Origin of the sequence: Streptococcus sp. CF8_St5-11 (assembly GCF_024295625.1) — a bacterium.
Taxonomy (GTDB): Bacteria; Bacillota; Bacilli; order Lactobacillales; family Streptococcaceae; genus Streptococcus.
Genome location: NZ_JANCOJ010000005.1, coordinates 1 through 24193, shown reverse-complemented (window position 1 = coordinate 24193; position 24193 = coordinate 1). Strand labels below are relative to the sequence as shown.

At 41.0% G+C, this 24193-nt stretch carries 26 protein-coding genes, 1 tRNA gene and 1 rRNA gene; 9 read left to right on the top strand and 19 right to left on the bottom strand.

Annotation, left to right across the window (positions count from 1 at the left end; all coding sequences use genetic code 11):
• The first annotated feature begins 1 nt into the window (after position 1).
• On the top strand, positions 2-292 hold the full coding sequence (locus tag NMM13_RS08925; RefSeq protein ID WP_254728489.1) for a hypothetical protein: 291 nt from the start codon (positions 2-4) through the stop codon (positions 290-292).
• 21 nt (positions 293-313) lie between these two features.
• Here the strand turns inward: NMM13_RS08925 and NMM13_RS08920 are convergent, their stop codons facing one another.
• The 4 genes from NMM13_RS08920 to NMM13_RS08905 all read right to left on the bottom strand — a co-directional run bounded on the left by NMM13_RS08920 (position 314) and on the right by NMM13_RS08905 (position 4095).
• Positions 314-1507: an LCP family protein gene (locus NMM13_RS08920; RefSeq protein WP_254728488.1), complete on the bottom strand. Its 1194-nt coding sequence runs from the start codon at positions 1505-1507 to the stop codon at positions 314-316.
• An 11-nt stretch (positions 1508-1518) separates the two neighbouring features.
• Positions 1519-2049, bottom strand: a complete 531-nt coding sequence (locus NMM13_RS08915; protein WP_045760249.1) for a GNAT family N-acetyltransferase — start codon at positions 2047-2049, stop codon at positions 1519-1521.
• Positions 2042-2497 carry a tRNA (adenosine(37)-N6)-threonylcarbamoyltransferase complex ATPase subunit type 1 TsaE gene (gene tsaE, locus NMM13_RS08910; RefSeq protein WP_045760248.1) on the bottom strand — a complete coding sequence of 152 codons (456 nt, stop codon included), beginning with the start codon at positions 2495-2497 and terminating at the stop codon, positions 2042-2044. The genes NMM13_RS08915 and tsaE overlap by 8 nt, the downstream gene beginning before the upstream one ends.
• A 176-nt stretch (positions 2498-2673) precedes the next feature.
• Positions 2674-4095, bottom strand: coding sequence for an NCS2 family permease (locus tag NMM13_RS08905; RefSeq protein ID WP_070464909.1), 1422 nt, complete (start codon positions 4093-4095; stop codon positions 2674-2676).
• A 175-nt stretch (positions 4096-4270) separates the two neighbouring features.
• Between NMM13_RS08905 and NMM13_RS08900 the strand changes: the two genes are divergently transcribed.
• The 7 genes from NMM13_RS08900 to serS all read left to right on the top strand — a co-directional run bounded on the left by NMM13_RS08900 (position 4271) and on the right by serS (position 11364).
• Positions 4271-5083 carry a Cof-type HAD-IIB family hydrolase gene (locus tag NMM13_RS08900; RefSeq protein WP_254728486.1) on the top strand — a complete coding sequence of 271 codons (813 nt, stop codon included), beginning with the start codon at positions 4271-4273 and terminating at the stop codon, positions 5081-5083.
• 190 nt (positions 5084-5273) lie between these two features.
• A complete protein-coding gene (gene adhP / locus NMM13_RS08895) occupies positions 5274-6296 on the top strand; it encodes an alcohol dehydrogenase AdhP (protein ID WP_003003874.1) in 1023 nt (340 codons plus the stop codon).
• Between the two features lie 373 nt (positions 6297-6669).
• Positions 6670-7659 carry a PTS sugar transporter subunit IIB gene (locus tag NMM13_RS08890; RefSeq protein ID WP_003010431.1) on the top strand — a complete coding sequence of 330 codons (990 nt, stop codon included), beginning with the start codon at positions 6670-6672 and terminating at the stop codon, positions 7657-7659.
• Between the two features lie 27 nt (positions 7660-7686).
• Positions 7687-8490 carry a PTS mannose/fructose/sorbose transporter subunit IIC gene (locus NMM13_RS08885; RefSeq protein ID WP_048789380.1) on the top strand — a complete coding sequence of 268 codons (804 nt, stop codon included), beginning with the start codon at positions 7687-7689 and terminating at the stop codon, positions 8488-8490.
• A gap of 18 nt (positions 8491-8508) precedes the next feature.
• Positions 8509-9420 carry a PTS system mannose/fructose/sorbose family transporter subunit IID gene (locus tag NMM13_RS08880; RefSeq protein ID WP_031575187.1) on the top strand — a complete coding sequence of 304 codons (912 nt, stop codon included), beginning with the start codon at positions 8509-8511 and terminating at the stop codon, positions 9418-9420.
• Positions 9421-9500: 80 nt separating this feature from the next.
• Positions 9501-9869, top strand: a complete 369-nt coding sequence (locus tag NMM13_RS08875) for a DUF956 family protein (RefSeq protein WP_013904724.1) — start codon at positions 9501-9503, stop codon at positions 9867-9869.
• Between the two features lie 217 nt (positions 9870-10086).
• The gene (serS, locus tag NMM13_RS08870) at positions 10087-11364 is read left to right on the top strand and encodes a serine--tRNA ligase (RefSeq protein WP_254728484.1); all 1278 of its coding nucleotides are present in this window, start codon (positions 10087-10089) and stop codon (positions 11362-11364) included.
• Between the two features lie 42 nt (positions 11365-11406).
• On the opposite strand, the gene NMM13_RS08865 is transcribed toward serS, so the two are convergent.
• From NMM13_RS08865 to NMM13_RS08805, 13 genes are all read right to left on the bottom strand, one after another.
• A complete protein-coding gene (locus tag NMM13_RS08865) occupies positions 11407-12177 on the bottom strand; it encodes an acetyl-CoA carboxylase carboxyl transferase subunit alpha (protein WP_254728482.1) in 771 nt (256 codons plus the stop codon).
• Positions 12170-13036 (bottom strand): acetyl-CoA carboxylase, carboxyltransferase subunit beta, encoded by an 867-nt coding sequence (accD, locus tag NMM13_RS08860; protein ID WP_049498149.1) that lies wholly within the window; start codon positions 13034-13036, stop codon positions 12170-12172. The genes NMM13_RS08865 and accD overlap by 8 nt, the downstream gene beginning before the upstream one ends.
• Positions 13037-13139: 103 nt before the next feature.
• Complete coding sequence (locus tag NMM13_RS08855) at positions 13140-14504, bottom strand: acetyl-CoA carboxylase biotin carboxylase subunit (RefSeq protein ID WP_003003860.1); 1365 nt, start codon at positions 14502-14504, stop codon at positions 13140-13142.
• Between the two features lie 13 nt (positions 14505-14517).
• Positions 14518-14943: a 3-hydroxyacyl-ACP dehydratase FabZ gene (gene fabZ, locus NMM13_RS08850; protein ID WP_003004019.1), complete on the bottom strand. Its 426-nt coding sequence runs from the start codon at positions 14941-14943 to the stop codon at positions 14518-14520.
• Positions 14940-15428, bottom strand: a complete 489-nt coding sequence (accB, locus tag NMM13_RS08845; RefSeq protein ID WP_254728480.1) for an acetyl-CoA carboxylase biotin carboxyl carrier protein — start codon at positions 15426-15428, stop codon at positions 14940-14942. The genes fabZ and accB overlap by 4 nt, the downstream gene beginning before the upstream one ends.
• Before the next feature lie 3 nt (positions 15429-15431).
• Entirely contained in the window at positions 15432-16664 is a 1233-nt protein-coding gene (fabF, locus tag NMM13_RS08840) for a beta-ketoacyl-ACP synthase II (protein WP_003010454.1), read from the bottom strand.
• 61 nt (positions 16665-16725) lie between these two features.
• The gene (fabG, locus tag NMM13_RS08835) at positions 16726-17460 is read right to left on the bottom strand and encodes a 3-oxoacyl-[acyl-carrier-protein] reductase (RefSeq protein WP_003010456.1); all 735 of its coding nucleotides are present in this window, start codon (positions 17458-17460) and stop codon (positions 16726-16728) included.
• A 12-nt stretch (positions 17461-17472) separates the two neighbouring features.
• Positions 17473-18393, bottom strand: coding sequence for an ACP S-malonyltransferase (fabD, locus tag NMM13_RS08830; RefSeq protein ID WP_223325658.1), 921 nt, complete (start codon positions 18391-18393; stop codon positions 17473-17475).
• Positions 18394-18415: 22 nt separating this feature from the next.
• Positions 18416-19381 carry an enoyl-[acyl-carrier-protein] reductase FabK gene (gene fabK, locus NMM13_RS08825; RefSeq protein WP_254728478.1) on the bottom strand — a complete coding sequence of 322 codons (966 nt, stop codon included), beginning with the start codon at positions 19379-19381 and terminating at the stop codon, positions 18416-18418.
• Between the two features lie 114 nt (positions 19382-19495).
• Positions 19496-19720 carry an acyl carrier protein gene (locus NMM13_RS08820; protein WP_003003892.1) on the bottom strand — a complete coding sequence of 75 codons (225 nt, stop codon included), beginning with the start codon at positions 19718-19720 and terminating at the stop codon, positions 19496-19498.
• 58 nt (positions 19721-19778) lie between these two features.
• Positions 19779-20753 carry a beta-ketoacyl-ACP synthase III gene (locus tag NMM13_RS08815; protein WP_247923842.1) on the bottom strand — a complete coding sequence of 325 codons (975 nt, stop codon included), beginning with the start codon at positions 20751-20753 and terminating at the stop codon, positions 19779-19781.
• On the bottom strand, positions 20753-21187 hold the full coding sequence (locus NMM13_RS08810; protein WP_009732277.1) for a MarR family winged helix-turn-helix transcriptional regulator: 435 nt from the start codon (positions 21185-21187) through the stop codon (positions 20753-20755). Before NMM13_RS08810 ends, NMM13_RS08815 begins: the two co-directional genes overlap by 1 nt.
• 96 nt (positions 21188-21283) lie before the next feature.
• Positions 21284-22075: an enoyl-CoA hydratase gene (locus tag NMM13_RS08805; protein ID WP_070659612.1), complete on the bottom strand. Its 792-nt coding sequence runs from the start codon at positions 22073-22075 to the stop codon at positions 21284-21286.
• Between the two features lie 239 nt (positions 22076-22314).
• On the opposite strand from NMM13_RS08805, the gene NMM13_RS08800 reads away from it, so the two are divergent.
• Positions 22315-23670, top strand: a complete 1356-nt coding sequence (locus NMM13_RS08800) for an aspartate kinase (RefSeq protein WP_254728477.1) — start codon at positions 22315-22317, stop codon at positions 23668-23670.
• Positions 23671-23969: 299 nt separating this feature from the next.
• Here NMM13_RS08800 and NMM13_RS08795 read toward each other — a convergent pair.
• Both NMM13_RS08795 and rrf read right to left on the bottom strand, forming a co-directional pair.
• Positions 23970-24043 (bottom strand) — tRNA-Asn (locus NMM13_RS08795).
• A gap of 5 nt (positions 24044-24048) precedes the next feature.
• Positions 24049-24164: ribosomal RNA gene (gene rrf, locus NMM13_RS08790) — 5S ribosomal RNA — on the bottom strand.
• Positions 24165-24193 lie beyond the last annotated feature (29 nt).

Here is a 24193-nt window from a genome sequence, read left to right as displayed (position 1 = left end):
TATGAAACTCAAAAATCTCTTTTGGTTTGCAACAGGAGCTAGCATTAGCTATCACCTAGTAAAAAACCGCAAAGAAATCAAAACAGAGGTGACTGAATCCAGCCAATTGGCCAAGGGAATTCAAGATAACCTAGCAAAAATCCAACGCAATCTGGATATTATCCAAGACCAACAGACCAATCTTCAAGAATTGGTAACGGATTTCCAATACAAGACCAAACTATTTAGTCAACAAGCAACAGCCTCTCTAAAAGAAATTCAAGACATCTGGCAACCAAGTAAAAACGATTGAGAAAACTCAATCGTTTTTTTCTTATTCTGAAGGTACCGTAGGTGTCACACTGCTCGACTCTGTAGCTGCAGGAGCAACTGGTGTCACTGGTGCAACAGAACTTTGAGGCGTCCCCACTCCCGTATCCTGGGTCGATGGTACAACTGGTAGTTGGTTAAACTCTTGGTAAACAGGTGCTTCCTCAGATGATGCCGCTGGCGTATCATTTTGAGAAGAAGCATTCTTCAACTCTTCATCTCCATCTAATAGGTAAGCATTGGTTTTCAATGTTTTAATTTCTTTCATCCCCAAAGCTTTGCGGATGATATTTTGAATTTTCAAGAGATGTTTTGAAGTAACGATCTGATAACTTCCGCCATCTGCTAAGGTGGCATCTTCTCCTTTCAGCTGGTACTGATGAATCGTTGAAAGGGCATCTTTATATCCTAACAATTGAAGAAGACTGTTGCTATCAAGTGAAATGTTGGTTTGCATATTGTCACTAACAGACTCAATGATTCCTTTGTAGTGACTCAAACTATTGAGGCTTAAAACTTTCTCAACAATCTTTTTGATCACTTCACGTTGGCGTTTTTGACGTCCGTAGTCTCCTTCTGGGTCTTGGTAGCGCATGCGTGAATAAACGAGAGCTTGGTCCCCATTAATCTCCTGACGTCCTGGTGCGATCTTAGCCGTATATTCTGGCTCATTTTCCTCGATCGAGATATCGAAGTCAAATGGATTGTTGACCGTGATGCCACCAACCTTATCCACTAATTGAACCAATCCCTTCATATTGATCATGACATAGCGGTCAATATGGATATTCAAGAGATCCTGAATGGTTTTAATGGCTAACTTGGCACCACCTTGAGCATAAGCCGAATTCAATTTTGCTTGGACCGTTTCGCCATCTGAAGTAATATTGGTTAGAATATCTCTTTCCAAGCTCGTCATGGTTGTTTCTTTTGTTTGAGGATTGACAGTCACCAAAATCATGGTATCACTATTTCCGGCCCAAGGATCTTCCCGAGAACCGCTACCTGTATCAACCCCCATCAAAAGGATGGTCATCGGCTTGTTTTCTGCAATGACATTGGTCTCATTTCCAAAGCCTTTATAGGTCTTACTGAGGGTCCCTGTCGTTTGATTGAGGATAGTGAGGCCATAGGCCCCTATCCCAATCACTGTTACCGTCAATAAGCTCAAAAACATCAAAATAATTTTTTTAACCATGTATACTCTCTCTAATCTATCAGTTTCCCCATAAGGTAAACATCTAAGAATTCTCCTTCAGCTGAACAAGCTCCACGAGCTTGGCAACCTTCGATCTCAAAACCTAACTTTTTATACAGGTGAACTGCTCGTTTATTGCGCACTTGGACATTCAAGACTAGTTTGCGAAGAACACCGGTCGAGTGCGCCCACTCGATCCCTTCTTCCAACAAGATCTGTCCAAGTCCTTGATTCCAATAAGCTTTTTGAACCACAATAAAGACATCACCAATATGCCGAATGGACCGTTGAGAAGCTGCAGTGATATTTAACAAAGCTGCCAGTTCCTGATCTAGAAATAGCAAGAGGCAAATCCGGTTTTCCGCCATCTCTTGCACCATCAGAAATTGCTCCATGTCTGCTGGAGACATGCCAATCCCAGCTTCATCTAGCGTCATGTAATCTGACTCTTTCCCAACTTGATTTAAGAAATCAACGACAAGAGCCGCATCTGCACTGTCAGCTTGCCGAATTTCTACTGTTACTTCCTTTTCCTTAGTCATCCGTTTTTTCCACCTGCTCAAAGGATGCTAGCAAAGCTTTTGCACGCGCTCCATGAGCTTCAAAAGCTAACTCTCGCCCATCTTCTAATTTTCGGATAAAAATTTTAAGATAAGCATCCGAGAGACTCGGCTCAATCAGCTCTCCCCATTCAATAATGGTAGCACCATTTCCAAATAGAAAATCATCTAAATCAATAGAATCTGGATCATTCCCAATCCGGTAAACATCCAAATGGTATAAAGGCAAGCGACCTTCGTATTCACGAACAATGGTATAGGTCGGGCTTTTAATCATCTGATCAATCCCTAACCCCTTTGCAATTCCTTTGGTAAAGGTCGTTTTTCCTGCCCCTAGATCACCTGATAAAATGATCACGTCTTGCTTTTCTAAGAGTTTTCCTAGCTGTTTTCCTAGAGCGATCAGCTCCGTTTCATTGTGACTAATCATTTCTCTATTATACCAAACTTTTTAAAAATCTGCTCTTTCTTTTAGAAATTGTTCGACTCCGGTTTGTTTTTGAGAAAAAAATCAGGAAATACAGGAAATTCTCCCATTCATTCCCTCAATCCATCTAAAAAGGAATGGGAGACAACTCCCATTCCTTTTTGGTACCTTCCTGATGCTTAATTCAAAGCCATGCTAACGTAGTTTAAAATAAAGAGAACATCTAAAATCCAAATCATGCTGTGCACTTCTTTGGCTTGTCCTTTAACCACTTTCACCAAGCTATAGGTGATAAATCCAGCAGCGATCCCTTGTGTAATCGAGTAGCTGAAGCCCATAAAGATAGAGGTGAAGAAAGCAGGAACTGCTTCTGACATATCTTCCCAATGGATATTTTTCAAGCCACTCAACATCATGATCCCAACAACAATCAAAATTGGGGCTGTAGCAGCGGTCGGTACAATCGCCAACAAAGGACTAAAGAGACTTGAAATAGCAAAACAGATCGCTACAACCAAGGCTGTCAAACCAGTGCGTCCACCAGCTCCAATACCAGCTGCAGATTCAACATACGTCGTTACGTTTGAAGTTCCTGCAATAGCTCCGACTGAAGTCGCTACAAGGTCTGAATAGAGGGCCTTATCTAATTTCGCTGATTGATGGTTTTCCCCATTTGTCGCAACAATCCCAACTTTTTCACCCGTACCGATCAAAGTTCCGATTGTATCAAAAATATCAGTCAAGGAGAAGGCTAAGATGGCCATTAAGGTCTCAGGCAAACGAGACGTATTGGAAATCAAAGAACCCAATCCTTTCGATCCTAAAGCTTGACCAAAGATCGTGCCTAAATCATTAAAGGCAGCTCCTAGATGGTTACTTGCAAAGTCAATTTTAGTGATATCAACAACATGGATGAGAATTCCAAGAACAGTCGTTGCTAAGATGGAAAGGATAATCCCACCTTTAATCCCTTTGACAACAAAGAAAATAGTAATCGCAAGACCAACAAGAGCCAAGAGGACAGCTGGATTGTTAAAATCAACCAATCCAGGAACAGCAGATGCATTTGCTGAGATCGTTGCATTCGCCTTATCTGCTCCTTCTCCGACCACTGTATAGGTATGAGGGTCAATCGTGAATTTCAAAAATCCTGCATTCTTAATTCCAACATAGGCCAAGAAAATCCCGATCCCCGCTGAAATAGCAGAGCGAAGAGCTGTCGGAATCGATTCGATGATCATCTTCCGAACATTTGTCAATGTGATAATCAATGAAATCACTCCACAAATGAAGACCATCCCCAAAGCTTCCTGCCATGAGTAGCCCATACCAAATACAACGGTAAAGGTAAAGAAGGCATTCAAGCCCATCCCAGGTGCTTGTGCATAAGGTAAATTGGCATAAAAAGCCATCATCAAGGTCCCGACAACGGATCCAATAATCGTTGCAAGGAAGACTCCTTGAGCTGGCATACCTGTTTGTGACAACATTTGAGGGTTTACGAAGAGGATATAACTCATCGCAAAAAAGGTTGTCAAACCAGCAAGAACCTCTGTTCGAACAGTGGTTCCATGTTCTGAAAGTTTAAAAAACTTATCCATTTCAGAATAAACTCCTTTTTCATCATTCTCGCTCCCAATCAATTTGCGAACGTTATTTCTATTTTACCAAAAGATCTTTCGCCTTTCAAGAAATCCTACTTCTCTTCTCGATTTTTGAGCGCTTTTCCGATTTTTCTGATATAATGGTCTCATTCTTCTCGAAAGGAACTGAAATATGCATAAAAAGATGATCGCTCTAGATCTAGACGGCACTCTCTTAAATTCCGAAAGCAAATTGAGCGACTTTACCATTGAGACCATTAAAAAAATTAGTGCTCTTGGTCATAAAGTCATTATTACAACAGGCCGCCCCTACCGTATGGCACATACCTATTACAAACAACTAGAGCTAGATACTCCGATGATCAATTTTAACGGCTCCCTTACGCATCTACCTGAGAAAAAATGGGCAGATGAACAATGTTTGACTTTAGATAAAAAATACCTGTTAGATATGGTCGCTAACCGGGATACCATCCAAGCGGACTTTATAGCAGGTGAATACCGCAATAAATTCTTTATTACCGATCCAAATGAGCACGTTGCAGACCCTAAATTATTCGGTATTGAATCTTTCCAACCAGAAAATCAATTCAATCCCGAGCGGGTAACGAGCGACCCAAACTGTATCCTCTTTCAAACGAAAGCGGAAGACAAATATGCTCTGGCAGATGAAATGAATCGGCATTATGACTACAATCTGTCTATCAATACTTGGGGTGGTCCCTTAAATATTCTGGAATGCAATCCCAAAAATGTGACCAAAGCATCTGCTCTATCCTACCTTCTAGATAAACTCAATATGGATCAGAAGGATTTGATTGCCTTTGGAGACGAGCACAACGATACCGACATGCTAGCTCTCGCTGGTCATGGATACGCCATGAAAAATGCTAGCTCCGTCCTTCTCCCTTACGCGGATTCCGTCACAGATTTCACAAATAACGAAGATGGTGTCGCGCGCCAACTCATTCAATTATTCTTATAAAACTAACAGACATGAGTTATCCCCTCATGTCTTTTTCTGCGCCAAATCCTTAATCGGTTAATCAATACCGCCCTTTTTTTCCATTTTTTTCATTGCCTCGTCATCTAGTTTGTGATATTATTAACATAGTTATTAAAGAAGCGCTTTCAAAAATTTTAAACCGCTTCTCGTTCACTTAAGGAGGAACAAAATGAAAGCTGTTGTTGTAAATCCAGAAGGTACTGGTGTTGAAATCGTTGCAAACAAAGACATGCGTCCACTTGAAACAGGGGAAGCACTTGTTCAAATCGAATACTGTGGTGTCTGCCACACTGACTTGCACGTTGCTCACGGGGACTTCGGTAAAGTTCCAGGCCGTGTTCTTGGACACGAAGGAATCGGTATTGTTAAAGAAGTTGCTCCAGATGTCAAGAGCCTAAAAGTTGGGGATCGTGTCAGTGTCGCATGGTTCTTCGAAGGATGTGGAACTTGTGAATACTGTACAACTGGTCGTGAAACTCTTTGCCGTACTGTAAAAAATGCTGGTTACTCTGTTGATGGAGGGATGGCTGAACAATGTATCGTTACTGCAGATTACGCAGTGAAAGTACCTGAAGGATTAGATCCAGCCCAAGCATCTTCTATTACGTGTGCAGGTGTTACAACTTACAAAGCCATCAAAGAAGCCAAAGCTGAACCAGGACAATGGATCGTTATCTATGGAGCTGGTGGACTAGGAAACTTGGCTGTTCAATATGCTAAGAAAGTCTTCAACGCACATGTCATCGCTGTCGATATCAACAATGATAAACTAGAATTGGCGAAAGAAGTTGGTGCAGACTTTGTCATCAACGGTCGCGAAGTCGAAGATGTCCCAGGATTGATCAAAGAAAAAACAAACGGTGGAGCTCACTCTGCTGTCGTAACAGCCGTTTCTAAAGTAGCTTTCAACCAAGCAGTAGATTCTGTTCGTGCTGGTGGCCGCGTGGTCGCAGTTGGTCTTCCTTCTGAAATGATGGACCTCAGCATTGTGAAAACTGTATTAGATGGTATCCAAGTCATTGGTTCTCTTGTAGGAACTCGTAAAGACTTGGAAGAAGCTTTCCAATTTGGGGCAGAAGGCTTGGTCGTTCCTGTCGTTCAAAAACGTCCAGTAGAAGATGCAGTCAAAGTCTTTGACGAAATGGAAGCCGGAACCATTCAAGGACGTATGGTACTTGACTTTACAAACTAAACAACTGAACCTACAGGACTAGCCCAACTGGGCTAGTCTTTTTGAGTGCTCTCAATCACTCTATTTTACAATTTATTATATATTTATATTTGTTTTCGAGAATATCGTTTGATTGTCGGAATCTTTTCATTGAGAACAAAATCCTATAAAACATATCTATTATTGATTTTTTAAGCATCAACAAGTAATAAACAAAATTCATTCAAGAGCATTCTTTTTCTATCTAACGATAATTTAATATAATAAATCAATGTTTTTACATCGAGATTTTGATAGAAAAATTGACTTAAGTGTGGAAACGATTTATAATAAAGTAGCTTAAAGTTTTCTTAAACTGAAAGTCAAACAAATTTTATAAGGAGGAATGTCAATAATGAGTATTGGTATCATTATTGCTAGCCACGGTGAATTTGCAGCTGGAATCCACCAATCTGGCTCGATGATCTTTGGGGATCAAGAGAAAGTTCAAGTGGTTACGTTCATGCCAAGTGAAGGCCCGGATGATCTCTATGCTAAATTTAATGCAGCTGTTGCCGCATTTGATGCAGAAGATGAAGTCTTGGTTTTGGCTGACCTTTGGAGTGGTTCTCCATTTAACCAAGCAAGTCGCGTCATGGGAGAAAATCCAGATCGTAAATTTGCGATCATCACAGGATTGAACCTTCCGATGTTGATTCAAGCTTATACAGAACGTTTGATGGATGCAAATGCCGGCGTTGATCAAGTCGCTGCAAACATCATCAAGGAAGCAAAAGACGGTGTCAAAGCCCTTCCAGAAGAATTGAATCCTGTTGAAGAAGCTAGTACAGCCGCTGCTGCTCCTGTAGCCCAAGCTGCTATTCCAGAAGGAACAGTTATCGGAGATGGAAAACTCAAGATTAACCTTGCCCGCTTAGATACACGTCTTCTTCATGGACAAGTCGCAACTGCTTGGACACCTGATTCAAAAGCCGATCGGATCATTGTTGCTTCAGATTCTGTTGCTAAAGATGAACTCCGTAAGGAATTGATCAAGCAAGCGGCACCAAATGGTGTGAAAGCAAACGTTGTCCCAATTCAAAAATTGATCGACGTTGCAAAAGATCCACGTTTTGGAAATACCCATGCTTTGATCTTATTTGAAACACCTCAAGATGCTCTTCGCGCCATCGAAGGTGGTGTTCCGATTAAAACCTTGAACGTTGGTTCAATGGCCCACTCAACTGGTAAAACCATGGTTAACAATGTGTTGTCAATGGATAAAGATGACGTGGCTACATTTGAAAAAATGCGTGATCTTGGAGTAGAATTTGACGTCCGTAAAGTGCCAAATGACTCTAAGAAAGATTTGTTTGACTTAATTAACAAAGCTAACGTTCAATAATCGATTACTTACGAAAGGATTTTAAACATGTCTATTATTTCTATGGTATTAGTGGTCGTTGTTGCCTTCTTAGCAGGTCTTGAAGGTATCCTTGACCAATTCCAATTCCACCAACCACTTGTTGCCTGTACCTTAATCGGTTTGGTAACAGGTAACTTGACTGCTGGCATTATGCTTGGTGGTTCACTTCAATTTATTGCACTTGGCTGGGCAAACATTGGTGCCGCAGTTGCACCCGATGCTGCCCTTGCATCTGTCGCTGCTGCCATCATCATGGTACTTGGGGGAGACTTCAGTACAAAAGGAATCGCTGTCGCTCAAGGTGTCGCTATTCCACTTGCAGTTGCTGGTCTTTTCTTGACCATGATCGTCCGTACCCTTTCCGTTGGTTTGGTTCACACTGCCGACGCTGCTGCTAGAAAAGGGGATATCAAAGGTGTAGAACGCGCTCACTTTGTGGCCCTTCTTCTTCAAGGTCTTCGTATCGCCATTCCTGCAGCCCTCTTGTTGATGATTCCTGCTGAAACTGTCAAAACTGCTCTTGAACAAATGCCAAAATGGCTCTCTGATGGAATGCAAATCGGTGGTGGTATGGTTGTAGCCGTTGGTTATGCCATGGTTATCAACATGATGGCGAGCCGTGAAGTATGGCCATTCTTTGCCATCGGTTTTGCTCTTGCAGCCGTTAGCCAATTAACTTTGATCGCTCTTGGAGCAATTGGTGTTGCCCTTGCCTTGATCTACCTTACTCTTTCTAAGAAAGGTGGCAATGGAGGTGGCGGTGCCGCTACTTCTAACGATCCAATTGGCGACATTCTCGAAGACTATTAAGAAAGGTGTGACACTATCATGACTGAAAAATTACAATTATCTAAATCAGATCGTCAAAAAGTTTGGTGGCGTTCAACCTTCTTGCAAGGTTCTTGGAACTATGAACGGATGCAAAACTTGGGTTGGGCATACTCATTGATCCCAGCTATCAAAAAACTCTACACAAAGAAAGAAGACCAAGCGGCTGCTCTTGAGCGTCACATGGAATTCTTTAACACTCACCCATACGTTGCCGCTCCTATCATCGGGGTAACGCTTGCTCTTGAAGAAGAAAGAGCAAACGGTGCCGCTATTGACGATGCTGCTATCCAAGGGGTTAAAATTGGTATGATGGGTCCTTTGGCGGGTATCGGAGATCCAGTCTTCTGGTTTACAGTACGTCCAATTCTTGGGGCTCTTGGTGCATCACTTGCTGCATCTGGTAATATCCTTGGTCCACTCATCTTCTTTATCGCATGGAATGCGATTCGTATGGCCTTCTTGTGGTACACGCAAGAACTTGGTTACAAAGCAGGTTCTGAAATTACCAAAGATATGTCTGGTGGGATCTTGCAAGACATCACCAAAGGGGCTTCTATCCTTGGGATGTTCATCCTCGCTGTCTTGGTAGAACGTTGGGTATCTATTAAATTCGTCTTCAATGTTTCTTCTGTCAAATTAGACGACAAAGCTTATATCCATTGGGATAAACTTCCTGAAGGTTTCAAAGGAATTCAAGAAGCCTTCGCTCAAGTTGGTTCAGGCCTATCTCAAACACCTGAAAAAGTTACAACTTTCCAACAAAACTTGGATTCATTGATTCCTGGTTTGATGGGATTGCTTCTTACTTTTGCTTGTATGTGGTTGTTGAAGAAAAAAGTATCTCCAATCACTATCATCATCGCTCTCTTTGTAATCGGTGTATTAGCGCACGTTGCTGGCTTGATGTAAGTAAAGATCAACTAAAAAGAAGGTTTCGGCCTTCTTTTTATTATGATATAATGGAGTGAACAGCAATACAGGAGGATCTCATGGCTCAATCATTGAATAAAACCGTTGAATTCCATACTACAGGGGTTTCTTACCTTGGAGTGGGGGGAAAGGTTGGAAAAATCCTAGTCGGGAATGCCGCTTTTGAATTTTATGCGGATGCTAATGTTGAAGACTACATCCAAATTCCCTGGCAAGAAATCGATCAAATCGGAGCCAATGTATCCGGACGTAAAATTAGCCGCCATTTTGAAATCTATACTAGAGAATCAAAATTTCTCTTTGCTTCAAAAGACTCTGGAAAAATTTTAAAGATTGCTCGGGAACATCTAGGAAATGATAAAATTGTCAAACTTCCTACATTGATCCAAACCATCACGGCTAAAATTAAAAATCTATTTGCAAAATAGGATCTTTTCTTGTATAATAGACGCAAACGGATAAGTAAGTTAAGAGGCTCTTTCAGAAAGTCTGCGGTTGCTGCGAGCAGATAGAAATCTTAATTGAAATTCTACCGTTTCTTTAAAATACAATATTGAATCAAGTGCACACCTGTGAAGTTGGATGGAACCGTGGCTCTGCCACTCCAACACTCTAACAGGTGTGTTTTTTGTTAAAGGAGAAGCTATGTTAGATATTAAACGGATTCGTACAGACTTTGATGCGGTTGCTAAAAAATTGGCAACACGTGGCGTAGATGCAGCTATTTTGAATGAAATGAAAGAAATCGATGCCAAACGTCGAGATATCTTAGTCAAAGTAGAAAATCTCAAAGCAGAGCGTAACACTGTATCTGCTGAAATCGCACAAGCTAAACGCAACAAAGAAAATGCAGATGATAAGATTGCTGCCATGCAAACTCTTTCTGCAGAAGTCAAAGCATTGGATACAGAATTGGCTGAAATCGATGCCAAATTAACTGAATTCACTACTACCCTTCCAAACATCCCTGCTGACAGTGTCCCTGTTGGAGCAGATGAGGATGACAACGTTGAGGTTCGCCGTTGGGGAACACCTCGCGAATTTGGCTTCGAACCAAAAGCTCACTGGGATTTAGGTGAAGACCTTGGTATCCTTGACTGGGAACGCGGGGCTAAAGTCACTGGTGCTCGTTTCCTCTTCTACAAAGGACTTGGAGCTTGCTTAGAACGTGCTATCTACAACTTCATGTTGGATGAACATGGCAAGGAAGGCTACACTGAAGTCATCCCTCCTTACATGGTCAACCATGATTCTATGTTTGGTACTGGTCAATATCCAAAATTCAAGGAAGATACTTTTGAACTTAGCGATACCAATTATGTCCTCATTCCAACAGCTGAAGTTCCTTTGACAAACTACTATCGCGATGAAATTCTTGATGGGAAAGATCTTCCAATCTACTTCACCGCTATGAGTCCATCTTTCCGTTCAGAAGCTGGTTCAGCCGGTCGTGATACCCGTGGCTTGATCCGTTTGCACCAATTCCATAAGGTTGAAATGGTGAAATTTGCCAAACCAGAAGAATCATATGATGAATTGGAAAAAATGGTTGTCAATGCTGAAAATATCCTTCAAAAACTCAACCTTCCATACCGTGTGGTAGCTCTCTCAACGGGAGACATGGGCTTCTCAGCTGCCAAGACTTATGACTTGGAAGTATGGATTCCAGCGCAAAACACCTACCGTGAAATCTCAAGCTGTTCCAATACAGAAGATTTCCAAGCTCGCCGTGCGCAAATCCGCTACCGTGACGAAGCAGATGGTAAAGTCAAACTTCTTCACACTTTGAATGGTTCTGGATTGGCTGTTGGACGTACCGTCGCTGCTATTCTTGAAAACTATCAAAACGAAGATGGTTCTGTAACCATTCCTGAAGTTCTTCGTCCATATATGGGTGGCGCTGAAGTCATCGCACCAAAATAAAGTTTAAAAAAACTGAGACTTGCAAATTGCAAGCTCAGTTTTTTAATATTTACGAAAACGTTGGTAACGTTGCTCTAGAAGATCTTCGAGAGGCAAGGCTTGTAGCTCCTTCAATTCTGCTTGGATTTCCTTCTTCACTTGAGCCAGTAGTTCTCCATTCGAAAATCCATGCTCGGGAATCACCTTATCGACAATGTCCATATTTAACAATTCGTGAGAAGTAATCTTCATCAACTCTGCTGCTTCCATGGCACGACTACCATCTTTCCAAAGAATAGAGGCAAAACCTTCTGGACTCAAGACCGCATAGATGGAGTTCTCAAGCATCCAGACCTTATCTGCCACAGCAAGAGCCAAGGCACCACCAGAACCACCTTCTCCGATGATAATCGCGATAATCGGAACTTTTAAATCACTCATTTCCATGAGGTTACGGGCAATGGCTTCCCCTTGTCCTCGTTCTTCAGCACCAACACCAGGATAAGCACCCGCTGTATTGATAAAGGTCACAACTGGACGACCAAATTTCTCCGCTTGCTTCATGAGGCGCAAAGCTTTTCGATAGCCTTCTGGATGGGGTTGCCCAAAATTACGTTTTAGATTATCTTGAAGATTTTTTCCTTTTTGGATTCCAACGACTGTAACCGTTTGATCGCCTAAGCGTCCAATTCCACCAATCACCGCACCATCATCACGGAAGTTTCGATCTCCATGTAATTCGATAAAATCATCAAAAATTCCTTGAGCAAAATCAAGCGCAGTCAATCTTCCTTGGTCACGTGCCTCTTTAATAATCTGTGTTATTTTACTCATGTTTACCTCCATGAAGGGCCAATAATTGTCCAACTGTTGCTCGGATTTGGCTTCTCTCCACGATCAAGTCTACAAATCCATGTTCTTGTAGAAATTCTGCTTTTTGGAAATCATCTGGCAATTTTTCACGCACAGTTGATTCGATCACGCGCCGACCTGCAAACCCGACCAAGGCCTGACTCTCTGCCATGATAATATCACCTTCCATAGCAAATGAGGCTGTCACCCCACCAGTTGTCGGATCTGTCAATACTGTCAAATAGAATAATTTTTCTTTAGAATGACGTTGAACAGCCGCAGAAATTTTCGCCATTTGCATCAAACTCACGATTCCTTCTTGCATCCGAGCACCACCGGAAGCGGTAAAAAGAACAACTGGCAATTTTTCTTTTGTCGCAAATTCAAATAAACGAGTAATTTTTTCGCCTACTACAGAACCCATTGAAGCCATGATAAAGTTGGAATCCATGATCCCAAGCGCAACTTCTTGCCCTTTAATCAAGGCAGTTCCAGTCAGGACAGCTTCATCCAATCCTGTCATTTCCCGCACTGCTGCTAGTTTCTTCTTATAATTTGGGAAATTCAAAGGATCTGTCGTTTCGATTCCTGTAAACATTTCTTCAAAGCTAGCTGGATCCACTGTCAGCGCCAAGCGTTCTTTAGCAGAAATACGGAAGGTATAGCCACAATTCGGGCAGACACGCTCACTACCTAAATCCTTTTGGTAAATGGTATGTTTACAACCTGGGCATTGTGAAAATAGTTCATCAGGAACTTCAGGTTTTGGCTGAGGCTCCTTCCAGGCTGACCTATTCGGATTGATCCGAATATATTTATCTTTTTTAGAAAATAATGCCATTACTTACTCCTTATAATATGCTACAGTATCTGAAGCATTACTATAAAAGCCTGAAACTGTGAAGATGATGTTCATACTTCCCTCACAAGTCCAGGCTTTTTCATCATTCCTTATTATAATTTGGAAGGAATTGTTCCATCAAAAATGCAGTGTCATAATCACCAGCGATCACATGTGAATCTGAAATCAAATCCAACTGGAAACTACTATTGGTTGTGACACCATCGATTTCCAACTCATAAAGAGCTCGCTGCATTTTCATCAGTGCATCAAAGCGATTTTCCCCATGGACAATGATCTTAGCAATCATACTATCATAGTATGGCGGAATCGTATAACCAGGATACACAGCAGAATCCACACGCAAGCCAACCCCACCACTTGGAAGATAGAGATTAGTGATCTTACCTGGGCTTGGTGCAAAGTTGAAGGAAGGATTTTCCGCATTGATCCGGCATTCAATCGCATGGCCTTTAATGACAATATCCTCTTGAGTAACGGATAATTCTTGGCCAGCTGCGATTTTAATCTGTTCCTTAACGATATCAACTCCTGTTACAAATTCTGTGACAGGATGCTCCACTTGCACACGGGTATTCATTTCCATAAAGTAGAACTCACCCTTGCCTTCATCATACAAGAATTCAATCGTTCCAGCATTCTCATACCCAACTGATTCAGCAGCCCGAACAGCAGCAGAACCAATTTGATTACGAAGAGTTTTTCCGATAGCAATTGAAGGGGATTCTTCTAGAACTTTTTGATTGTTCCGTTGAAGAGAGCAATCGCGTTCACCTAAGTGAATGACATGTCCATGCTGATCCGCTAAAATCTGTACTTCAATGTGGCGTGCCGGATAAATCACCCGCTCCATATACATGGCACCATTCCCAAAAGCAGCTTGAGCTTCTGAGGAAGCAGATTCAAAAGCAGCAACCAAATCTTCTGGTTTTTCAACCTTCCGAATTCCCTTGCCACCGCCTCCTGCAGATGCTTTCAACATCACAGGGTAACCGATGCGTTCGGCAATCTCGAGGGCTTCTTCAGCAGTATACACTTCACCATCTGATCCAGGAATAACAGGCACTCCTGCTTTGATCATCTGTTTACGAGCATTAATCTTATCCCCCATCAAATCCATGACTTTAGCAGAAGGACCAATAAATTTAATGCCCACTTCCTCACACATGGTTGCAAATTTTGAGTTTTCACTTAAAAATCCAAAACCAGGGTGGATAGCTTCTGCACCTGTTAAGACAGCTGCAGACAAGACAGCACTCATATTCAAATAAGATTCTGTTGATTTAGCAGGGCCAATACAGACTGCTTCATCCGCTAGTAAGGTATGCAAGGCTTCTTTATCAGCAGTAGAATACACCGCAACCGTCTCGATGCCAAGTTCACGAGCCGCACGAATAATGCGCACTGCAATCTCACCACGATTGGCGATTAAGATCTTACGAAACATAGATAGGCCTTTCTTAATTTCCAATTGCAAAAGTAAGTGTTCCTGAAGCTGCAAGCTTACCGTCTACCTCTGCTTTCGCTTCAACAACAGCAATTGTTCCACGACGTTTGACAAAAGTAGCTGTCATCACCAGTTGATCTCCTGGAACGACTTGTTTTTTAAACTTCACCTTGTCCATCCCTGCATAAAAGACTAATTTCCCTTTATTTTCAGGTTTTGACAACTCTAGTACACCTGCTGTTTGTGCCAAAGCTTCCATGATGAGAACACCTGGCATAACAGGATACTGTGGAAAATGTCCATTAAAAAATGGTTCATTAATTGTCACGTTTTTAATGGCAACAATCGTATCTTCGCTTGTTTCTAAAACGCGATCCACCAAAAGCATTGGGTAACGATGCGGCAAAGCCTCACGAATAGCATTAATATCAATTGTCATTTGATTCGAACCAATCCTTTTCCAAATTCAACCATTTCTTCATTCGTTACCAAAATTTCAGTGACTACCCCATCTTTAGGTGCTGGGACTTCATTCATCACTTTCATGGCTTCGATAATTAAGAGTGTTTGACCCTTAGTGACCTTGTCTCCTACAGATACGAAGGCTGGTTTATCCGGAGCTGGTGACAAGTAAGCCACACCAACCAATGGACTTTCAACGACATCACCTTCAGCCTCTTGAGCTGGAGCAACAACTGTTTCAGCTGCTACAGCTGGAGTTGCTGGTACTTCAACAACAGGGGCTACTGCAGGATTTTGAGGGGCCGCTACCACTTCAAGTGCAGGAGCAACCGGTGTAGCCGTAACTGAACTAGTTTGGTTTTTACTCAAATTCAATTCTTCGCCGTTATTTTTATATGAGAATTCACGCAAAGTTGACGCGTCAAATTGAGCCAACAAATCTTTGATTTCAGAAATATTCATGAATTAACCCTCCCAACGTTTAAAGGCCAGAACAGCATTGTGCCCTCCAAAACCAAAGGTGTTTGAGATAGCGTACTGAATATCCGCTTCTTGGCCTTCACCATAAACAACATTGGCTTCGATGTAGTCAGACAATTCTTTGGTACCAGCCGTTTTTGGTACAAAGCTATGACGAATAGCTTCGATGGTAGCAATCGCCTCAACTGCACCAGCAGCACCAAGCAAGTGACCTGTAAATGATTTAGTAGATGATACAGGAACTTCTTTACCAAGTACAGAAACGATAGCTCCACTTTCACCTTTTTCATTGGCGGGTGTAGATGTACCATGTGCATTGACATAATCGACATCTTCAGGCTTAATACCAGCTTCATTGATCGCCAATTTAATCGCTTTGGCAGCACCTGAACCGTCTGGTGTTGGCGTTGTCATATGGTAGGCATCGCAGTTTGAACCGTAACCAACAATCTCAGCCAAAATGTTAGCACCACGTTTTTGGGCATGTTCCAAGCTTTCGATCACGAGAACCCCTGCACCTTCCCCCATTACAAAACCATTACGGTCTTTGTCAAATGGAATAGAGGAACGTTCTGGGTCTTCCGTTGTAGAAAGAGCTGTAAGGGCATTAAAACCACCAATACCAATCTTGGTAATAGAAGCTTCAGCACCACCAGCCAAAACAACATCATGCATACCAAATTTAATTTCACGGAAAGCTTCACCAATTGCATCATTGGCAGAAGCACAAGCAGTTGTCACTGATTTACATACCCCTTGAGCCCCAATCTTAAGCGCGATGTTTCCAGCTCCCATGTTTGAAAGAGCTTTTGGAATAAACATTGGCTGGATTCTCTTCATCCCACGTTCATGCATCCGGATAATTTGGTCTTCCAATTCTTGCAAACCACCGATACCAGAGGATACAATCACACCTACACGATCGCGGTCTTCTTCTTCCATATTCAAGCCTGAATTTTCAATAGCTTCCATCGCAGCATAGATTGCATACAATGAGTAAGTATCCATACGATTTTGATCTTTTTTCACGAAATATTTATCGAATGGGAAATCTTGAATTTCACCAGCATTAAAGACTGGAATTTCAGAAGCATCAAATTTCGTAATGGGCTTGATTCCAATTTTTCCTTCATGAAGGCTATTCCAGAACTCCTCTGGTGTATTTCCGATTGGTGAGGTTACACCGTAACCTGTAACAACAACACGATTTGTAGACATATATATTCTCCTTTTGTCGGATGGATATTTAAGTAAGTGATTTTCGATCAGTGAGCATTCATTATTGCATAGTCATTCCGCCATCAATGGCAATTGTTTGACCAGTTAAATATTCTTGACCTGCCAAGAAAGCCGCAACTTCTGCTACTTCTTCAGCTTGACCAATTCGTTTCATTGGCACTTGAGCTAGCATGGCATCTTTCATTTTCTCTGGAATAGCGTCTGTCATATCTGATTCAATGAAACCAGGTGCAATGGCATTCACACGAACGCCACGAGCCGCAACTTCACGCGCAACAGATTTGGTAAAACCAATCAATCCAGCTTTTGAAGCTGCATAGTTCGCTTGACCAATATTCCCCATTAGACCAACAACAGAGGACATGTTGATAATGGCCCCTTGACGAGCTTTAGACATCGGTTTTAAGACAGCTTGAGTCATATTAAAGGCACCTGTCAAGTTGATTTTCAAGACCCGTTCAAAATCTTCTTCAGTCATTTTCAACATCAACTTGTCGTTTGTGATGCCAGCGTTATTGACCAAAACATCAACACTTCCAAGCTTTTCAATTGCTTCAGCCACCATACGTTGCGCATCTTCGCCATTAGAAATATCTCCAGAAATACCAACAACAGTCACACCATAGTCAGCAAACTGTGCAAGCAAGTCCTCAGAAATTTCAGAACGTCCATTTAGGACAACATTGGCACCGAGACTCGCAAATTTATGAGCCACAGCCAATCCAATTCCGCGTGTTGAACCTGTTACAAAAACATTTTTATTTTTAAGTTCCATCTTTACCTCGTTTTAAGCATTCAGAAGTGCATCTAGACTAGCCTGATCTTCGACGTTATGAGTTGGAAGAGTTTTATCAATTTTCTTCAAGAATCCTGACAAGACTTTTCCAGGTCCGATCTCGATGACTTCATCTACACCAAAGTCTTGAATCGTAGCAATTGAATCATAGAAACGAACCGGTTCTTTTACTTGACGTGCCAAAAGTGCTTTCACATCTTCTGACTTCATGATTGTAGCTTCTGTATTCCCAACTAAAGGAAGATCAAAATCATTAAATGATACTTTTTCTAGTTCAGCCGCCAATTTTTGACTAGCAGATTCCAGTAAGGCTGTGTGGAATGGACCTGACACATTCAAAGGGATCAAGCGGTTGGCACCTGCTTCCTTCAATAGTTCCACAGCATAGTCCACAGCTGCAACCTCACCACCAATCACAATTTGTGCTGGTGTATTGTAGTTAGCTGGTGTCACTACACCCTTTTCAGATGCTTGTTGACAAATCTCTTCGATCAAACTTGGATCTGTATTCATAACAGCAACCATTTTCCCACTTCCAGCGGGAGCTGCCGTTTCCATGAATTCACCTCGTTTCGCAACCAAAGCTACTGCATCTTCAAACGAAAGAGCTCCAGCCGCAACCAGGGCAGAATATTCCCCCAAAGAGAGGCCGGCAACAATATCAGGAGTGATACCATTTTCTACTAAGAGACGATAAATGGCTACTGACGTTGTCAAAATAGCTGGTTGAGTATAGCGTGTCTGATTCAGTTTTTCTTCGTTAGAATCAATCAATTCACGCAAATCATAGCCTAGAATACGACTAGCCGTATCAAATGTCTCTTTAACAACGGGATAAGCCGCATACAAATCGCTCGCCATGCCCAATTTCTGAGCCCCTTGACCAGCAAATAAGAACGCACGTTTTGTCACTATCCTAATCCTTTCGACGTTTTTAGACGTTTACATCTGCCCAACGAGCAGCTTCTTCTTTAATCACCTTGGCAGCACCTGTGTATAGGTCTTCCAAGATTTCTGCACATGTTTCTTCTTTACGAACAAGACCTGCAATTTGTCCAGCCATAACTGAACCATATTCCACATCTCCATCAACAACCGCGTTACGAAGGGCACCTGCACCAAGCTCTTCAATTTCCTCTTGAGTCTTCTTACCTGCCAAGAAATCTTTTTCAGCTTGGTTATATTCAGTAGCCAATTTATTCTTAATCGCACGAACTGGGTGTCCAACAACTGAGGCTGAAATAACAGTATCAATATCTTTAGCCTTCAAAATCTTATCTTTGAAGTTTTGGTGTGCATTAGACTCTTTAGCAACAGCGAAACGCGTACCAACCTGAACAGCTTCTGCTCCAAGCATAAGAACAGCAGCCATACCACGTCCATCAGCAACACCACCAGCTCCAATAACTGGGATAGATACCGCATCAGCAACTTGGCGAACAAGTGCCATAGTTGTCAATTTACCGATGTGACCACCAGCTTCCATACCTTCTGCGACAACAGCATCTGCTCCAAGTTTTTCCATACGTTTAGCAAGTGCTACCGATGGAATAACTGGGATTACTGTAATTCCAGCATCGTGGAAACGCTCCATATATTTACCTGGATTTCCGGCTCCTGTTGTAACAACCTTAACGCCCTCTTCGATAACGAGGTCAACGATGTCATCTGCAAATGGTGACAAAAGCATGATATTAACACCGAAAGGTTTGTCAGTGATTTGTTTTACTCTATCAATATTAGCTTTTACCACTTCTTTAGGGGCATTACCGCCACCAATAATTCCGAGTCCACCAGCATTTGAAACGGCTCCTGCCAAGTCGCCATCAGCAACCCAGGCCATACCACCTTGGAAGATTGGATATTTAATATTCAATAGTTCAGTAATTCGTGTTTGCATTATACCTACCTCTTTTTTCGCTTAAGTAATAGTTTGAGTTCGAAAGATTGTTTCTTTGAGCCTCAAACTATTACCTAAACAAGAGAGAATATCTTTCGATACTCTCATCTATCATTATTTTGTTTTTTCTTCTACGTAAGCGACAAGATCACCAACTGTAGACAATCCTTCTTCAGTTTCGATTTGGATATCAAAAGCATCTTCGATTTCAGAGATCACTTGGAACAAATCCAATGAATCAGCTTCTAAATCTTCGAATGTAGATTCAAGAGTTACTTCTGATGGTTCTTTACCAAGTTCTTCAACGATAATTTCTTGTACTTTTTCAAATACTGCCATGACAGGCCTCCTTAAAAAATAATATATAAATTTTTAAAATGTGTTTCCACATGTTTAACTAGATTGTAACAAGAAGTGTGCCCCATGTCAAACCTCCACCGAATCCTGTAAGAAGAATTTTTTGACTTCCATCCATCTTGATTCGATGATTCTCGACACACTCCGATAATAGAATGGGGATACTAGCAGCACTAGTGTTCCCATATTCCATCATATTTGCTGGGATCTTCTCTCTAGAGACACCCAGTTTTTTTGACATCTTATCTAACATTCGGTCATTCGCCTGATGTAAAAGAAAATAGTCAATCTCTTCTGCTTCCATAGAGGCGTCTGCTATAATCTTTTGAATGCTTTTCGTGACATCACGAATTGCAAAATCAAAAACTGCCCGTCCATCCATCGTCAGATATCTTCGATCGGTAACTTCCTCTGAATAAGGAGAAGACAGACCCAAATAGCAAGATTCAAGACTAGAACCTCGGCTACCATCCGTAAAGAGATTTTCAGACAAAAACGATTTTTGATCGCTCGCTTCAAGCAAGACACCGCCAGCTCCATCTCCAAAAAGTACTGAAGTAGAGCGATCTGACCAGTCTAATACTTTTGAAAGCGTCTCACTACCGATCACAATCCCTCGCCGGTACATCCCTGAAGAAATGTATTTTTCAGCAGTGGCTAATGCAAATACAAATCCGCTACATGCTGCAGTCAGGTCAAAAGCAAAGGCTCGAGAAGCTCCAATATTAGCTTGTACCCGGGCTGCGGTCGATGGCATTAAGCTGTCTGGAGTAATTGTAGCGACAACGATAAAATCAATTTCTTCAGCGTCTAAGTTTGCTTTTGCTAATAATCTTTGTGCGACAACTGTTGCAAGATCACTGGTCGTCTCATCTCTTGAAATGTGACGACGAAGAATGCCTGTCCGACTACTGATCCATTCATCACTTGTATCCATAATCTCAGCTAAATCATCATTCGATACGACTTGGTCAGGTACATAATGAGCAACTTGACTAATTTTAGCAAAGACCATTATTTAATTTCCTCCAAGAAGCGATACAGATTTTGCAATCCTTTTTGCATCACTTTCTTCTCTTCGGGGCTCATATCTCCAATAATTTGGTTGACCATCCGTTTATGGAATTGCTGATGAAGTCGATAAAGTAGACGACCATTCTTTGTTAAACTCAAGTGTACAACCCGGCGATCAACTTCAGATCTTCTTCTTTCGATATACCCTTTGCGCTCAAGATTATTCAAACTTGTCGTGACAGTCCCCAAAGTCACCATCAACTCCCGTGAAATATCACTCGGGGTTGCATTCGGTGTCGAACCAATCACGTCGATCGTATGCATTTCTTTAATAGAAACATCTTTAAATCGACTTGCTCTTAGGCTCGTCTCCTCGATAACCAAAACATTATTAAAGATGGATGTTAAATAGTCATTAACTAATTGGTAATTCAAAACTCCACCTCCTAATTTTACTTTGATAGTCAAATTTTATCAAAAATGAAAATAATTTGCAAGCTTTTTTTCACAAAACATGGAAAAGATACAAATTTATTTTCCTTTAAATTGTGGCCGACGTTTTTCAGAGTAGGCAATAACCCCCTCTTTAAAATCTTCTGTAAATGCTAGTTTCTTTTGCAAATTTAATTCAAGATTCGCATATTGGTCCCATTCTTTCAAGAAGGCTTCCCAAACCATTTCTTTCATAGCAGCATAAGAATTTGAAGATCCTCTTCTTAATTTTTTAAGCAATTGATCAACCGTTTTCTCAAGTTTTTCAGATTCACAAACGCGGTAAGCTAGGCCATACTCCAATGCTTTTTCTGCAGTCAAAGCTTCACCTGTCATTACTAAATGAGTAGCCCGAGACATACCAATAGCTTTTCCTAATAAGAATAACCCACCCGCATCTGGTGCTAAACCAACCCCAACAAAGGCTTGGATAAATTTTGTACGATCACTAATTATACAAAAATCAACAGCTACTGCTATGTTGGCCGCCGCTCCTGCGACCGCTCCATCAGCTACCATAATAACCGGCTTAGGTAATTGCTTAATTTTCTTAGAAATAGTATTAACTAATTCAGCAATTAAAACAAGAGACTCGATGTCATCTGCATCGACTGCGCGTTTCATTTCACTCAAATCTCCACCAACTGAAAAGATTTTCCCTTCTGCTGATAGAATAATGAATTTTACTTCCTCATTTTTTTCTGCATCTTCCAAGGCAGCCAAAATTTCCTGACACATTGGAATGTTAAAACCATTAGAAACTTCAGGACGATTTAAAGAAATTGACGCGAGATCGTTTTCGACAGAATACAAAATTGTTTCAAACATCACAGACTCCTTTTATTTAAATATAAAATATTTTGATATTAAAACTTTTTAATTATAACATATCATACCATAAAAAATAAGAATAGTAAAATATATCTATAAGATGTAACAAAATTGTAAAATTTGAATCATGACAATTTATAGCCTCTTAGATCCACCAATTTTATGCCCTATTTATAAATACATTGTATCAATAACTGAACTTTGGTATAATGTACTAATGAAACTATTAAGGAGAAAATATGAAAGTAACTAAATTCGGTGGAAGTTCTCTAGCATCAGCTCCACAATTAAAAAAAGTACTTAATATCATTAAAGATGATCCAGAAAGAAGATTTGTAGTTGTATCAGCTCCTGGTAAGCGAAATGCAGAAGATACAAAAGTAACAGATGCACTGATCCGTTATTATAAAGAATTCACTTCAGATAAAGATGTTACGCAAACACAACAGTGGATTATTGAGCGTTATCGTGCCATTACAGAAGAATTGGGTCTCAAAGATTCTATCATTCAAGAAATTGCTGAAGATATCTATGATCTGACAAATTTGCCTAAAAAAGGAAATCCATTTACATACGATGCATTTTTGGCAGCCGGTGAAAATAACAACGCTAAACTCATAGCTGCCTATTTCAATCAAAATGGATTAGAAGCAAAATATATCCATCCAAAAGAAGCAGGAATCACAGTAACTGCGGAACCTTCCAACGCTCGTATTTTACCTTCTAGTTACGATAAAATTGAAGAACTAAAAGATGCAAGTGAAGTAATTGTCATTCCAGGGTTCTTTGGTGTTACCCAAGATGGGGACATTTGTACATTTTCTCGTGGTGGATCTGACATTACAGGATCGATCATTGCAGCTGGTGTAAAAGCAGACTTATACGAAAACTTTACAGACGTAAATGGTATCTTTGCAGCACATCCAGGTATTATTAAACACCCACATTCAATTCCTGAATTAACTTACAAGGAAATGCGTGAATTAGCCTATGCCGGTTTTTCAGTCTTACATGATGAAGCACTCGTTCCAGCATACAGAGGTAAAATTCCATTAGTCATTAAAAATACAAATAATCCAGACCACCCAGGAACCCGAATTGTTTTGGAACATTCAAATGATCATGTGACTGTTGTAGGGATTGCAGGTGATTCAGGATTCGTTAGTATCAACACTACCAAATACCTCATGAACCGAGAAGTCGGTTTTGGTCGAAAAGTCCTTCAAATATTAGAAGATCTCAATATTAGTTGGGAACATATGCCAACTGGAATCGATGACTTGTCCATCATTTTGCGTTCACGTGAACTGACTCCGATCAAAGAACAAGAAATTCTGAAACAATTAACACAAAAGCTCGAAGTTGACACAGCTGAAATTGAACATGATCTTTCAATCATTATGATTGTTGGTGAAAAAATGAAGAGCCAAGTAGGGGTTACCGCAACTGCAGCTAAGGCACTGTCAGAAAATGAAATTAATATTCAAATGATCTCACAAGGATCTAGTGAGGTTTCTATTATGTTCGTTGTAAGTAAAGATCAAGAAGAAAAAGCCATTAAAGCCCTATATGATGCATTTTTCCCAAATAACTAAAAGTATAAAAGCTCCGTTCTTATAACGGAGCTTTTATACTTCCCAATTTGTAAAATTAAGCTAGACAGAATAAGCCATTGATATTAGGAACAGATAAACACAACATTTGTCTGAAAGGAACTTACATAAATGACCCATACTCATCTTACCATAAACGGGCTTGTAATGATAGAAGCATACTATCAAGAAAAAATAAAAGATTCAGATATTGCGACTTCACTCGGAAGATCAAAACAGACAATCTAGGTTTTGAAAAAAATGAAAATAAAAAAAACCAGTCCACTGGTCTAATTTCTATACTCCGCCAGTAGGACTCGAACCTACGACATCATGATTAACAGTCATGCGCTACTACCAACTGAGCTATGGCGGAAAAAGGCTAAGCGACTACCTTATCTCACAGGGGGCAACCCCCAACTACTTCCGGCGTTCTAGGGCTTAACTGCTGTGTTCGGCATGGGTACAGGTGTATCTCCTAGGCTATCGTCACTTAACTCTGAATGCTTAAACATTCAAAATTGAA